This is a genomic window from Shewanella avicenniae, from assembly GCF_017354945.1.
Classification (GTDB): domain Bacteria; phylum Pseudomonadota; class Gammaproteobacteria; order Enterobacterales; family Shewanellaceae; genus Shewanella; species Shewanella avicenniae.
The window spans coordinates 2,012,336-2,025,845 of record NZ_CP071503.1 but is presented as its reverse complement, the minus strand read 5'-3'; the positions used below and the strand labels follow the sequence as shown (position 1 = coordinate 2,025,845).

Annotated in this window: 12 protein-coding genes; 5 read left to right on the top strand and 7 right to left on the bottom strand. The window is 44.2% G+C overall.

Annotation, left to right across the window (positions count from 1 at the left end; all coding sequences use genetic code 11):
- Window positions 1-90: 90 nt before the first annotated feature.
- Both bcp and JYB87_RS08965 read right to left on the bottom strand, forming a co-directional pair.
- A complete protein-coding gene (bcp, locus tag JYB87_RS08970) occupies window positions 91-567 on the bottom strand; it encodes a thioredoxin-dependent thiol peroxidase (RefSeq protein WP_207356496.1) in 477 nt (158 codons plus the stop codon).
- 22 nt (window positions 568-589) lie between these two features.
- Window positions 590-1,132, bottom strand: coding sequence for a glycine cleavage system protein R (locus JYB87_RS08965; RefSeq protein ID WP_207356495.1), 543 nt, complete (start codon window positions 1,130-1,132; stop codon window positions 590-592).
- A gap of 175 nt (window positions 1,133-1,307) precedes the next feature.
- On the opposite strand from JYB87_RS08965, the gene dapA reads away from it, so the two are divergent.
- Window positions 1,308-2,192: a 4-hydroxy-tetrahydrodipicolinate synthase gene (gene dapA / locus JYB87_RS08960; protein WP_207356494.1), complete on the top strand. Its 885-nt coding sequence runs from the start codon at window positions 1,308-1,310 to the stop codon at window positions 2,190-2,192.
- 4 nt (window positions 2,193-2,196) lie between these two features.
- Complete coding sequence (bamC, locus tag JYB87_RS08955; protein ID WP_207356493.1) at window positions 2,197-3,312, top strand: outer membrane protein assembly factor BamC; 1,116 nt, start codon at window positions 2,197-2,199, stop codon at window positions 3,310-3,312.
- Window positions 3,313-3,390: 78 nt separating this feature from the next.
- Here bamC and ttcA read toward each other — a convergent pair whose 3' ends face one another.
- The 4 genes from ttcA to JYB87_RS08935 all read right to left on the bottom strand — a co-directional run bounded on the left by ttcA (window position 3,391) and on the right by JYB87_RS08935 (window position 6,567).
- Window positions 3,391-4,332, bottom strand: coding sequence for a tRNA 2-thiocytidine(32) synthetase TtcA (ttcA, locus tag JYB87_RS08950; RefSeq protein ID WP_207356492.1), 942 nt, complete (start codon window positions 4,330-4,332; stop codon window positions 3,391-3,393).
- Window positions 4,333-4,409: 77 nt separating this feature from the next.
- The gene (gene uspE, locus JYB87_RS08945) at window positions 4,410-5,336 is read right to left on the bottom strand and encodes a universal stress protein UspE (protein WP_207356646.1); all 927 of its coding nucleotides are present in this window, start codon (window positions 5,334-5,336) and stop codon (window positions 4,410-4,412) included.
- A gap of 100 nt (window positions 5,337-5,436) precedes the next feature.
- Window positions 5,437-6,186, bottom strand: a complete 750-nt coding sequence (gene etrA / locus JYB87_RS08940; RefSeq protein ID WP_207356491.1) for an electron transport transcriptional regulator EtrA — start codon at window positions 6,184-6,186, stop codon at window positions 5,437-5,439.
- Window positions 6,187-6,396: 210 nt separating this feature from the next.
- Window positions 6,397-6,567 carry a hypothetical protein gene (locus tag JYB87_RS08935; RefSeq protein WP_207356490.1) on the bottom strand — a complete coding sequence of 57 codons (171 nt, stop codon included), beginning with the start codon at window positions 6,565-6,567 and terminating at the stop codon, window positions 6,397-6,399.
- A 286-nt stretch (window positions 6,568-6,853) separates the two neighbouring features.
- Here JYB87_RS08935 and JYB87_RS08930 point away from each other — a divergent pair, with 286 nt between their 5' ends.
- Both JYB87_RS08930 and JYB87_RS08925 read left to right on the top strand, forming a co-directional pair.
- The gene (locus tag JYB87_RS08930; RefSeq protein ID WP_207356489.1) at window positions 6,854-8,050 is read left to right on the top strand and encodes a pyridoxal phosphate-dependent aminotransferase; all 1,197 of its coding nucleotides are present in this window, start codon (window positions 6,854-6,856) and stop codon (window positions 8,048-8,050) included.
- A gap of 13 nt (window positions 8,051-8,063) precedes the next feature.
- Window positions 8,064-8,465 carry a hypothetical protein gene (locus tag JYB87_RS08925; RefSeq protein ID WP_207356488.1) on the top strand — a complete coding sequence of 134 codons (402 nt, stop codon included), beginning with the start codon at window positions 8,064-8,066 and terminating at the stop codon, window positions 8,463-8,465.
- 10 nt (window positions 8,466-8,475) lie between these two features.
- On the opposite strand, the gene JYB87_RS08920 is transcribed toward JYB87_RS08925, so the two are convergent.
- The gene (locus JYB87_RS08920; RefSeq protein WP_207356487.1) at window positions 8,476-9,738 is read right to left on the bottom strand and encodes a tyrosine-type recombinase/integrase; all 1,263 of its coding nucleotides are present in this window, start codon (window positions 9,736-9,738) and stop codon (window positions 8,476-8,478) included.
- Between the two features lie 1,856 nt (window positions 9,739-11,594).
- Here JYB87_RS08920 and JYB87_RS08915 point away from each other — a divergent pair.
- The gene (locus JYB87_RS08915) at window positions 11,595-13,490 is read left to right on the top strand and encodes a HAMP domain-containing methyl-accepting chemotaxis protein (RefSeq protein ID WP_207356486.1); all 1,896 of its coding nucleotides are present in this window, start codon (window positions 11,595-11,597) and stop codon (window positions 13,488-13,490) included.
- The last annotated feature ends 20 nt before the right edge of the window (window positions 13,491-13,510 follow it).

The window sequence follows — 13,510 nt, the reverse complement described above, 5'->3', positions numbered from 1 at the left end:
GTCAAACATTTAAAAAACCGCAAAAAAGCCGTCGCTATTGTAATAGCCGACGGCTTTTTTAATGAGATTGCTAATACAGAGACAGCGTGATTACTTCTGAGCCTTATCGAGATACGCTAACACGACTTCGTGATGATCTTTGGTTTTAAACTTATCGAAGAACTTTTCTACCATGCCATCTTGGCCGATAAGAAAACTTAAACGATGGATGCCGTCGTATACCTTGCCCATAAATTTCTTTTCGCCCCAAACCCCAAATCCTTCCGCGACTTGATGGTCTTCATCGCTCAGCAATTCAAAATTGAGTTGGTACTTTTCTTCAAATTTTTTCAGCTTAGCGTACGGATCAGGGCTAATACCAAACACCTGTACACCGCGTGCAGCAAGTTCAGCGTAGGTATCGCGTAAACCACAGGCTTGAACGGTACAACCCGGAGTCATCGCCTTAGGGTAAAAATATACTAATACGCGATGGCTCTTTAATGTTTCCGCTAAAGATACCTCTTCGCCGTTTTGATTTTTTAACACAAAGGCGGGGACGGCCTGTCCCTCTGTCAATGGCGTCATAACACTTCCTTAAACTTATTGGTTAGCTGATATCAGGTACCTGAACTCCCAACATGCGCTTGATGCTGCATGTAAGGTTTAGATTTCCTGCTACTGTAGCAATACTTTGTTCAAGCTCTTCGAGATCAACATTTTCAGGAATATTAATGGCCAAAAAGAGATGCTGTGTGTTTTGATTTTCGTCGGTGGCAAACGATCTTACCGCGCCCAAATCGAGTGAGCGATCGGCGATAAATTCGGTGATTTTACGCAAGGTGCCACGTTGATCTTGCCCTTGCAGCGTCACTTCCAGCCGTGAACCATAATTTAACGGTGTATGTTTTGAGGTGCGCTTCATGACAGTTAACAGCTCTAACTCAACACTCAGTTGCGGCAATTGCGTTTCGAGTTGGGTGATTGCTGGCCAAGAGCCAGACATCATCATGATCATGGTGAATTCATTACCGAACCCCGCCATTCTGCTATCGACGATGTCGCAGTCACAATCGGTAGCCAACTTGGCAAGCTTTGCGACCAGTCCCGGACGGTCAGTACCCATCGCGGTGACGACCAGATAGTTGGTCATGAAAATTCCTTATCTATTTGAAGCAAACAAAGGGGGATAACTATGCTGTAATGCAACAATTTTTGTGCTTTCGTTAATGCTACCACAACTAATTCGAAATGTTAGCTTCCCAAGCCCTTGTCATCTAAATGCAGCCTAAGTACCATAGCGAAGCCTTTATTTTTGGGGAAAACTCATGATCGACGGAAGCATCGTTGCCTTAGTAACACCAATGAATCCAGATGGTTCAATTGACTACGCAAGTCTTGAACGTTTGGTCGAATTTCATATCAACGAAGGCACTGACGCCATCGTTTCTGTCGGCACGACCGGCGAATCAGCAACGCTACCGATGAGCGAGCATATTAAGGTTGTCAGTGAAACACTACGTTTTGCCGCAGGCCGTATTCCGGTGATTGGCGGTAATGGTGCAAATGCAACCAACGAAGCTATCGAATTGACCCAAGCGTTAAATAAGCTTGACGTCGCTGGAATGCTCGGCGTAACGCCTTATTACAACAAACCTACACAAAAAGGCTTGATTGCCCACTACAAAGCAGTGGCTGCTGCAACTGACATTCCACAGATCCTGTACAACGTGCCAGGCCGTACTGCGGTAGATATGAAGCCAGAAACTGTGGCCGAATTAAGCACTGTCAGCAATATTGTTGCCGTTAAAGAAGCAACAGGTGACCTATCTCGAGTGAGCAAATTACGTGAACTGTGTGGTGCAGATTTCAAACTGTACAGCGGTGATGATGCCACTTCTTGTGAATTTTTATTACTGGGTGGTAATGGTGTTATTTCAGTGGCAAATAACATTGTTCCGCGTCAATTTAAAGCGATGTGCGCCGCAGCCTTAGCTGGCGACAAAGCCACAGCACAAGCGGCTGAAGCGGACATTCGCGATTTATATTCCACATTGTTCTGTGAGTCGAATCCAATCCCTGTTAAATGGGCTGTTCACAGAATGGGACTCATTACTCATGGCACAATCCGTTTGCCGTTGACTGAACTTTCTGGTGAGTTTCATGGTCTGTTGCTAGAAGCAATGAAAAAAGCCCGAATCGAGGTCCAATAATTTAATGCTAAAACTAAAACATCTCAGCGTCGTTATTGCTGTCCTGTCTGTTACCGCTTGCAGTACGCCAATTGAAAGAAGACAGCCTAACGGCACTTTTGACTATGTGAAAGCCGAAAAGCAATCACCGTTAGTCATCCCAACAGGGTTAAATACTCCGCCATACAGCAAAGAGTATGAAATCCCTAAAGTGGGTGACAAAGTAGATAACGCTGTTTATGGCGAACGTTTAGATATTCGTCCGCCGCAACAAATCTTGCCGCTCGCTGATGGCACCCATGTTGAAGAAGGTAGCGATGAAATTAAGATTGTGGTTGAGAGCATTAAAGGCTCAAGCGATCTTAAACAGGAAATGCTGTCAGTGGTTGAAGGTTTCTTAAACAAATATCAATACAAAATTGCGTCTGAAGATAAGCAGAAAGGCGTGATTCAAACCGATTGGATTGATAGCTCAGAAGTTATTGATAGCAATTGGTTCTCTGAGAACCAAGTATTTGATATTCGCCAACGTTATCAATTTGATATTGAAGTACGTCCACATGGTCGTACTGGCTATCTCAAAATCAATGTAATTGAAAGCCAACAAAGCTTTAACGGCGAAGAGAAAGACAAAGCGCTGTTCTTGAACAAAGATGAACAAGAACGTTATGCAATCAGCATGTTGAACCGCACAATCTCGTTTATGAGTGTTGAGCGTGAAAACATTATTCGCGCAAGCAAAGTTGCTGAAAGCAAAGGTATTGCGATGAGCTTTGTTGCTGCCGCGAACGAAGACGGCGAAGGTTATTTTGTCGCAGATGCACCGCTTAAACGCACATGGGATCGTATCGCTTTATCGCTGCCAGAAATTGGCTTAGAAGTCGTCGATATGGATTCAGCCAAAGGCGTGTATTATCTCGCGTTTAAAGATAACTCAAGCTTCTGGGATTCTTTCTTTGGTGGCAAAAACATGAACATCAAAAACGGTAACTACCGTTTGTTGTTAAAAGCTGCCGAAGATACCAGTAAAACTGAAGTACGTTTCCATAACGCTTCTGATGAGAAGATTGATGCTGAAGCACTGAAAACTGTTTACGATGCAATTGCATCTGTAGTTACCCAAGATCGTAAGACGAACTAAACGGTCAATTGGGAATGTAATGAAAAGCCGCACATTGTGCGGCTTTTTAGTGTCTGTTGTAACTCAACTATTTAAAAATTAGGGCTGAAATACTTCAACCACATCAATGCGTTTTGCGGCAGTGTCTAAATCAATATGGCCGCTGTTACTCACGTCCATAAAGTCAAAAGCGGGTAGGTCTGCCTCGGCGACATCGCCTTTCATTGTCACAGTAGGATCTTTTTTCAGCGAGACAAAATCAAAGGCTTCGCGGTCAACACCCTGTGAAGGCGCAGTATTTTGCATCGCAGTAAAGATGGTCTCAATACGCCCTGGAAACTGCTTATCCCAGCTTTTGAGCAGCTCTTTTACTTCTTTGCGCTTCAAGTTTTCTTGCGAGCCACACAAGTTGCACGGAATGATCGGAAAATCTTTCAGTTTGGCATATTCGCTAATATCTTTTTCGCGGCAATACGCCAGTGGACGAATAACCACGTTCGCACCATCATCAGACAGTAACTTAGGCGGCATGGCTTTCATCTTGCCGCCGTAAAACATATTGAGGAACAACGTTTCAATGATGTCGTCACGGTGATGGCCGAGTGCAATTTTTGTCGCACCAATACGATGCGCGAAACCGTACAGAGTGCCGCGGCGCAAGCGCGAACACAAAGAGCAGGTAGTTTTGCCTTCTGGAATTTTGTCTTTAACAATCGAGTAAGTGTCTTTTTCCAGAATATGATAGGGCACATTGAGACTATCAAGATATGCTGGCAACACATCTTCTGGAAAACCCGGTTGTTTTTGATCGAGGTTAACCACCACGATTTCAAAATCTACTGGCGCACGTTGCTGCAGATTGACCAAAATATCCAGCATGGTATAGCTGTCTTTGCCACCCGACAGACACACCATGACCCGATCGCCAGCTTCAATCATATTGTAATCAGCAATCGCACTGCCCATTTCGCGGCGTAACCGCTTTTGCAGTTTGTTAAGTCTGGTGACTTGTTTTCTGTCCAGTTCACTAACGTCAGACATAAAAATAGCGCCCTGTGAAATAACCAATAAGTTCAGGGCGCGTATTATTCCAGCTAATATAGCTTGGGTAAAGGGCGTTAGCTGACAGGCGACTTATATCCGTCCGGTTTTATCGCCAGTAAGTCGCAATTGATGGAATCAATCACATGCTCGGCAGTATTGCCGATTAACGCTGCCGACAATCCCGTTCTGCCCACCGTACCTAACACCACCAGTTCGGCATTCAATTGCTCAGCAACTTCAGGAATAACATCTTCAGGTAAGCCTTGCTGTACATGACAGAATTTGCTGTCAATTTGATATTCATTCGCGAGTTCATGCACCCGATGTACATGTTGAGACTGAATCGCTTCGTTGTAGGTACGTGCATCAAAGTCAGGTAATTCAATCGCCAAATTGACAGGTGTACCGGGATAACCGTTCACGAGGTGGACATTGGCATTAAATTGTTGGGCGAGGGCATTGGCATGTTGAATGATTTTGCCGTTGAGTGAGAGATGTGCTTCATCTTCACAGGCGACATTAACTGCGCACAGCATATTGCCAGTCACAGGCCACTCTTTATCTTTCACGAGTAACACGGGTACCGGAGATTTACGCAGTAAGTGCCAATCCGTCGGCGTAAAGATAACGGCCTTCAACTTATCGTGTTCATGAGTGCCTTTCACAATCAGGTCAAATCCACCTTCTTGAGTAAATTTAATGATGCTTTCGTAGGGGCGATTATGCCAAAGCACCTGATGTTCGATAGGTATCCCTTGGTCAAGATAAGGCTGAAGTAGATCTGCCAACCATGCTTTACGCTGATTGACCACACCCAATCGCATCGCTTCACGCTCTTGAGATGACAAAATTGATGTCATCTCATAAGACAGATCGAATATAGACAAAAATGCGGTAACAGCTGCTTGGCTGCGCCGTGCTAACTCTGCTGAACGCGCAAGTGCGGGTTGGACATCAGAGGTAGGATCGATAACCACTAAAATCTTTTTATAGTCCATAATGACGTTCTCCGTATGCTGGATGACGTACTTATATCATGTGCCATATGGACATATTTGTCTCGTTAAAGATCAAATAAATCTAAAAAAATTCTACTAAAAATCAATCTTTAATTGGTGTGCCAGCCAGGGTTTTCAGCGCGTCAAAATCGAGGACGGTGATATATTTCCCTTTAACTTCGATGAGGTTCATTTTTTGAAAACGCCCCAACAACCGGCTGATTGTTTCAACCGTTAAGCCTAGGTAATTACCAATATCACCACGTGTCATACTCAAACGGAACTCTTTCGGTGAAAAGCCGCGTTCGCCGTAACGTGTTGCGAGGTTATTGATGAATGCTGCCAGACGTTCTTCTGCGTTTTTCTTGCTCAATAGCAGAATCATGCCCTGGTCGGTCATAATTTCACTGCTCATCATACGCATAATTTGCTGACGCAGCTTAGGCATGGTGCCAGACAACTCATCTAGAGTATTGAATGGAATTTCACAGACCATGGATGTTTCCAGCGCTTGCGCGAAGCTTTGGTGTTTTGAGGTGTAGATACCGTCAAAACCAATGACATCACCAGCCAAATGGAAACCAGTGATCTGCTCATCACCTTGCTCGGTGATCGTGTAGCTTTTAATCGTACCAGAACGGATAGCAAACAATGATTTTAAGCCATCACCCGATTTAAAAATTTGCTCACCTTTTTGGATCGGCTTCTTACGTTCAATAATATTATCTAACTGATCTAATTCGTTATTATTGAGCGTAAATGGAATACATAACGTACCCATACTGCAATCATGGCAGTGAATTGCACAACCTGTTGAGACCGGACGGCGGAGTTTGCTAGTTTCGGTAGTCATAGTTTTCCCTGATTAAAACTACTTCGAGCATATTAACTTTGTTTCATTTACCTTACCACCAAAGACTTGAGCCAGATCAAAAAAACTTGTCGTTTGCCTCAAAACGTATCATCGCACTTGATTTTATGGCAAAAACTTGAGGTTAAAAGCTCATGTACAAAAAAGCGATTTGTTGGGGTTAACTGTTAGAAGGACTGAGTGAGAATAATATTAAGCAGGTGGATTGGAAGGTGAGTCATCATCAGTGGCTTTGTTGGCAGTGTCTTGATGTTGTTCGCCATGCTTTTGGCTTAATGAGGCTTTGGATAACCAAAATAGCGCGCCAAGTGCCAGCAATATCACTAGCATTATCAGCGGTAATAGCACGTACATCATGCTCATTAGCAACATCGTCCTTTATATGACACAGGTTGAATATTACTTCTGACACATCACCATTTCCAGTCACCAAATAGCTTAATTAGCTTTCGAGCACACGTAGTGTCACTTCGGTTGGTTAGCCATTCGCCTTCCATGCAGATTTATGGACTCGATAACTGAAGAAACACTAACCGAACCATGCCTTTTCTATCGTTTCAATCGCTTGGGCGTGTTGTTTGAACACCGTGACTTAACCTGAGTCACGTGAGGGGTTAACATGATACCAATAAAAGTAAGAGGACTGCCGATGAAACCTGCCCAGCGAACGCACCAAATTGAACCTTTTTATGTGATGGAAGTTGCCAAGCGCGCAGCAGAAATTGAACATTCGTTGTTAGCGTCAGACCCTGCCATGATCCATTTAACCTTAGGCGAGCCTGATTTCACGGCACCAGAGCGAGTTCAACAGGCGGCTATTGCGGCTATTCGCCAAGGCAAAACGCAATACACCGCAGCGCTTGGGTTAGAACAACTGCGAGAGCGTATCAGTGACTGGTATACCACGAGATTTAAACTCAAGGTACCGAAGGAACGCATCGTAATCACTGCGGGTGCATCGGCAGCATTGCAGCTCATCTGTTCAGCGTTAATAGAAGAGGGCGATGAAGTGATGATGCCCGATCCTTGTTATCCCTGTAATCGACACTTTGTGACCAGTGTTGGAGGGATTGCCTCGTTAATTCCGACAACTGCGGCAGAACGCTTTCAGTTATCGCAACAAAAAGTCGCAGCACATTGGCAAGACAATACCAAAGGGGTGTTAATCGCTTCGCCATCAAATCCCACCGGCACATCAATTGTGCCCCAAGAGTTGGCGGCTATTCATCAATTTGTTAAGTCAAAAAAGGGATTCACCATCGTCGATGAGCTCTATCTTGGATTGAGCTATAACGCAGAGTTCGGTCAATCGGCACTGGCATTGGACGACGACATTATCAGTATCAATAGCTTTTCGAAGTATTTTTCAATGACTGGCTGGCGACTGGGGTGGATGGTCGTGCCTGAACGCCTGGTCAGAACCATTGAGAAGTTGGCGCAAAACTTTTTTATCTGCCCAAGTGCCATTTCTCAATATGCGGGTATTGCCTGTTTTGAGCAAGAGAGCCTCGAGGAATATGAGCAGCGGCGCGCAGAATATCGGCGGCGTCGCGACTGGGTGATCCCAGCGTTAAACGAACTAGGTTTAAACGTTCCGGTGATGCCAGATGGCGCTTTTTACGCTTGGGTAGATTGCCAAGCATGGAGCGAAGCTCTCAAACTGCCATCAAGTTGGGAGTTTGCGTTTGAAATTATGCAACGCTGTCATGTGGCGATTACCCCTGGGCGCGATTTTGGCAATGCCGATACTGACAGATTTGTGCGATTTTCTACCTCAAACTCCTTAGACAATTTGCAGATAGCAGTCGAGCGCTTGGCAAAATTAAAGCTGCAACTTTTCAGATAAAGTCATCGTTACCATGAAAATTTGTTCTTTAGCATTTATTGTTAGCTTGGCCTTATCAGTGTCGTTTTTGACTCAGGCCACAAGTTGGCAATGCCATAACGACATTGAGGTAACTTGCCATGCCGCAGGATGCAATGCCGTCATGGATAGCAATGAGCAATTTACCCCTGCGGATGTCAGCTTTAATGATGAAGGCAATACGCAAATTTGCATGTATAGCGGTTGTTGGGCCGGTAAAAGTCAAATTCTGACTCTATCGCCTTATCTGGTGCTTTTGGGCGAAACATTAACTTGGAATAACCCAGCAGATGTACAACAGATATCTGCGCTCATCAGTCTAGAGCGAGCCAGCAATATTGCCATCGTCCAAGTGGCGGGATTCCACGAGCCATTGATCTGCCAATCGACGGATTAACTTTGCATCGTTATTTGTCCATTCGATGCTTATGCTTTGCAGATGCCGCGCGATCTTGAAGGTCAGTATGGGTATAAATGTTGGTAGTAGACAGATCCACATGGCGTGCGTCATCGCGAACATGTACGGTATTACGGCCTTCAGCCAAATCGGTCGAAATCCCACTATGACGCAACCAATGTACGGTAGCGGCCTTCATTCCGTGAGCTTCTGCGATGAGTTCTTCACTGTCAGGTGATTTTTGCGCATCTTTTAATAGCAGCTCCGCCGCAAAATCAAATACTTCCTGCATTAGATAACGTACAGCTCGTACCGATAGACCGTCACGGATCTGACCATTAACCAGAATCTTTGGCAGCAGTGGAATCGATTCTTCTGGTGCGGGCAAATCCGGCAATGCTAAACCGGTTTGCGCAGCGATTTGACGGCGATAAAGCTTAAGTTCTTCTAACAATTCTGGCGGCACCGTAATCAAATCACTTTTATTATTTTTACTAGTGCCCGCGGGGATATGAAAAAACCAGTTGCCCGATACGCGTTGAAAGCAGCCCATCGTCGGGGTATAGCTTTGCCAGCCACGAACTGTATGACGAGAGATTTCGGAAATACGCAAATAGCGATGAAATAGCAGCGCCACAGCAAAACGTGCTTTAGCCCATTTTATCGGGTTGAGTTGCGCCATATTACGCGAGGCCAAGGTGAGATATTGCACCTGCGTTGCCGTGAACAGTTTTGTTGAAATCTCTTGGGTCGGCGCGGCACTGGCAATACTGCGTTTGCGCGCAGATAACGCCGGATTTCCCATAGCAATTTCAGCATCATCCACCAAAAATTGGTAGAAGGCGCTGATCGATGCCAACATTGCTTTAATCGAGCTTTGCGTGGGTGCAGGGCGGTTTGCTATGCAAGGTCGCCAAGCAGGATTGATCGTATGATCAATAAACCGTTTGATTTGATTGGCATTACACCACACCGGGGGTGGATTGGTATAAAACCGCACCATATCTAATAGGTCGCTCGGGCGTAATGTTGTGACCGACGCTTGCTTGATAAACCAAGACCAAAGCAACAGCTTTTCAACATCACGGCGGTAGCTCCTAAATGTATTAGGGCGATTTTGCACGCCACGCAGAAAGCGGCAGGCTTCTTGATATTCCAATAGCGCAGCATCCACCTGATTAAACACACCATCAGTTTGATGATAAGACACGAGCGAAAGTTCGATATCGCTGTTATGGTCGCCGGCAAATAAAGGTTGTAATTGCAGTTCCATAGCAAAAAATGACAAAGGTTAAGTAAAGCAAAGTGTACCACATTTTTGCCGATAACCTCGATTATCGGCAAAAATATCAGTTCACATAATTGGTCGGGTATTCGTTCAACTAATTGATAGCCTGTAATTTATTACTCTTAACCAAGAACGTAATTCTCAAACAAACAGCCTGACTGCTAATATTGATATTGAACGAATTGGTGTAACTGTTAGCACGTTCTAATACCTCAGCAAATACTTTGGCAGCTGTCAGTAATACCGCCCAAGTAAAGCAGTTACGAGCGAAATTCCAAAGTATTCTGAACAGGCAGTATTAACTCTGGGTCGCGCCCATTCAAAACACGTTTGCCAATAACAGCCGATTAGCGTTGTACCGATACAATCGCAACGAATAATGACGTTGAACCAAGCAAGCATGAAATAATTAGGTTCAATGTCCCATTGAGATTATGGTCAATTACGGTTTGGCTCATGGGTATCGTTCTGACATCGATAATCAACAAGCTTTACTCAGCGTTTATCACATCGTTTGATCTTGTTAGCGTCTAACCAGTGCAGTACGGATTAAGCAGCTGTTTGGTGATTATTAAAAAATCTCCGCAAGAGCTAAATAACAGCGATAAATAACACGTGGTTTGAGTAACTGCCACAATAAAACTTGGACAGAGTTGCATTTGCACAGACTTTGCGGAAGCCAGGTTATCAGCAATAACGATATGCGGTATGTTGCGTTGCATGATCACTTTGCGGTTCAGTTGATTCATAATTAGGACAGGTATTGGCGTTGATAGACCAAATGGCATTAGTTGCATCTTGCTGATAAAAAAGTACATTACCAAAATAACGCCTTTGGTTTCTGATTAAGCCAATCACACAGCTCAAACCTCAAGCAGCCACACAGCATCACATCCAACTGCGCACAATGTATATTATGTTAAATACAATTTTTGTGGAAAGTTGTAATAATTGTTGATGTGTCCCCTCGGGATTTCCGCTGGTGTTTCGAACGAACCTCTCGCTGATTAACAGCATCCAATTATCCATAATCGTACTTGCCAATTGATAGTTTGCGGGATTGGATGCCTATTCTCATTCCATGCAGTCCAAACCACTTGAATCCGGAATTTAACAGTTACGATAGATTGATGAAAGCAATCCTGTTGGAACTGACCGGTAAACGAATCGGATGTTTATACTGAGATATTCTTATTTAGATAGCCTTAGTCTGATGTCCGCCGCCTAACTATCGTCAAACGGATCATCGGTCAAACTGCTCATCAGTCTAGGACAGACACCAACTAAGAACACGTCGCTGCAATGCTTTTATCGGTTTGGCATGTTGCCCCAGCGTTGTTACTGGTGAAGTGACTCACAGCCAATACATTTTAAATTAAATGATGCGCAGCCTTAAGTAGCAAAACTCTTTGCGCTGGTACCGCGCGTCAGGCCTATCACTCTTTTATGGTCTGTTCATGGTTAACTTTACATATCACTGAGTGTGGTTTAGCAGCATTGGCATTTGTTTGTAGTCAATGAGACCGCCTTACTCATTTCTAAATGTCGTATGGCTGCGCAGCACAATTCAGTACAAATTGTGATCTATTTTAAAAATGTAACTAAATATTAGCCGCGATCAAAAAAATGAATACATATTCAATTGTATCATTTATTAGATGTGTTAATAATGCATCTCTTAATAAAGTAAGCACTATTAAACACTGCCATTTTTCCGTTAACACGTCAAAATAATGTCATAAGATAGTATTTTTGACGTTTTTATTGGTTAAACGCCTTAAATAATTAAAATAGAATCAAATTTTCAACCCAACAGGATAGTGACTAAAAAGCAGGGAACTATGAATAATCTATCAATATCAACTAAAATGAGCTTGGGCTTTGGCACCCTAATCCTACTGAGCATGGTGCTTACCCTTTCAGGTTGGTTTGGCATGCATCATATCGTGAATAACAGCACTAAGATGTCATCCATACAATCGCTTAATAAAGTGATATCTGAAGCTAAGGCAACCAGAGAAAACTATCTCAGAACCATGAATGCTGAGCATAAAAACTCACTTGCCGATGATATTGAACAAATGAAATCAATTCTCAAGCAAGTCAATGCCGACTCAACTAGCGCTGATGATGTGGTCTTGGTTGAAGATGCCTTGAGCGCCCTGTCTGAGTACAAAAATATCTTTAATGAGCTCACGCTGTTAGTCGATCAAAAAGCTGACAACATGAACAAAGCGGCAACAATTACGGCCTCTACCATCGATAGCTTGTCGTCAGTAACTCAACAGATTGAGACTCAAGCCATAACTGATGTGAACGCATGGCAGTTAAGTTCTAACTTAAAAACTGTCTCCATCAACATGGTACAAATCGATAAACTTGCTCGCAGTTGGCTAAAATCAGGGACGTCTGACCATACGGCAAATTCCACCGTTCAACGCTATTTAGATCAATCAATTGAATTACTGAGTGCCATCAACGGGGTGAATGTCCAATCTATCATTAGTGAGCAACAAACGCTTAAGCAACTATTTAATAATTTGGTACAGCTTGATGTCACTATGGATGGGGTGACCGACAGATACTCAAGCGTTGCGAGTAAATTACGTAGCAGTGTTGATAAATTAGAATCTACCCAGCAACACACTTTGGAATCTACTGTTTCTGCTGCCTCTACCCTACTCCTTGTGGCAACAGCCGCCTCCTTGATCATTGGTATTTTCGCCTCAGTCAATATCACTAAACAGATAGCTACGCCCCTTCACGAGTTAGTGGCAGCAGCGGCGCGAATTGCAAACGGTGATTTATCTCATCAGCTAGTTGCTAATCGAAAAGATGAAGTGGGCCAATTACAAAGCGCAATCGGTAACATGACACGTTCGCTTAAAGAGATTATTAGTAATGTGGCTGCCGGAATTGCTGAATTATCATCCGCGGCCTCACAACTATCGGCAGTGACTGAGCAAAACCAACAAGGCATGAACAAGCAACACGCCGAGATTGAGCAAGTTGCTGCGGCAATGAACGAAATGACCACAACAGTGCATGACGTTGCCCGTAATGCAGAACATGCCGCAGAAGCGACGACTAATGCGCAAAACGAAACTGAACTTGGCGATCAAGCCATCGTTGAGGCGCGTCGAATCGTGGAAAGTTTAACCCAGGAAGTCGATAAAACGTCTTCAGCAATGGATGTGCTCGCCAAACAAACCGATAGCATTGGTGGCGTATTAGAAGTTATCAAAACAGTTGCTGAGCAAACTAACCTGCTGGCGCTTAATGCGGCAATTGAAGCTGCTCGCGCTGGCGAAGCGGGTCGCGGATTTGCGGTAGTCGCTGATGAAGTCCGCAATCTTGCCCAACGCACTCAACATTCTACCTCTGAAATTGAGAACATGATTCAGTCACTACAATCAGAGTCAGCACTGGCATTACAACGCATGGCCAGTAGCCGTGAAATCGCAATGGCGAATGCGCTTAACGCGGGTAATGTCGGCGAAATGTTTACTCGGATTGCCAACGCAGTGAATGACGTGCAACAGATGAATCAACAGATTGCGACAGCGGCAGAAGAGCAAAGTGTTGTTGCAGAAGAGATCAATCGTCGTATCGTTGAGGTGAATGAGATTTCCGACCAAACCGCGGCCTCATCTCAGGAAACCTCCGCCGCAGCGGAACGGCTTGCGGCACTGGGCACTCAATTACAGAACTCGATTTCTGGATTTAAAGTCAGCTAATCACGCAATACATTAATTAA

Excerpts from the sequence above, each read along its gene's own strand:
- bamC (WP_207356493.1), top strand. The coding sequence starts at position 2,197 with ATGCTAAAACTAAAACATCTCAGCGTCGTTATTGCTGTCCTGTCTGTT.
- JYB87_RS08935 (WP_207356490.1), bottom strand. The coding sequence starts at position 6,567 with ATGAGCATGATGTACGTGCTATTACCGCTGATAATGCTAGTGATATTG.
- JYB87_RS08925 (WP_207356488.1), top strand. The coding sequence starts at position 8,064 with ATGAAAATTTGTTCTTTAGCATTTATTGTTAGCTTGGCCTTATCAGTG.
- etrA (WP_207356491.1), bottom strand. The coding sequence starts at position 6,186 with ATGACTACCGAAACTAGCAAACTCCGCCGTCCGGTCTCAACAGGTTGT.
- bcp (WP_207356496.1), bottom strand. The coding sequence starts at position 567 with ATGACGCCATTGACAGAGGGACAGGCCGTCCCCGCCTTTGTGTTAAAA.
- JYB87_RS08965 (WP_207356495.1), bottom strand. The coding sequence starts at position 1,132 with ATGACCAACTATCTGGTCGTCACCGCGATGGGTACTGACCGTCCGGGA.
- dapA (WP_207356494.1), top strand. The coding sequence starts at position 1,308 with ATGATCGACGGAAGCATCGTTGCCTTAGTAACACCAATGAATCCAGAT.
- ttcA (WP_207356492.1), bottom strand. The coding sequence starts at position 4,332 with ATGTCTGACGTTAGTGAACTGGACAGAAAACAAGTCACCAGACTTAAC.
- JYB87_RS08920 (WP_207356487.1), bottom strand. The coding sequence starts at position 9,738 with ATGGAACTGCAATTACAACCTTTATTTGCCGGCGACCATAACAGCGAT.
- JYB87_RS08930 (WP_207356489.1), top strand. The coding sequence starts at position 6,854 with ATGAAACCTGCCCAGCGAACGCACCAAATTGAACCTTTTTATGTGATG.
- JYB87_RS08915 (WP_207356486.1), top strand. The coding sequence starts at position 11,595 with ATGAATAATCTATCAATATCAACTAAAATGAGCTTGGGCTTTGGCACC.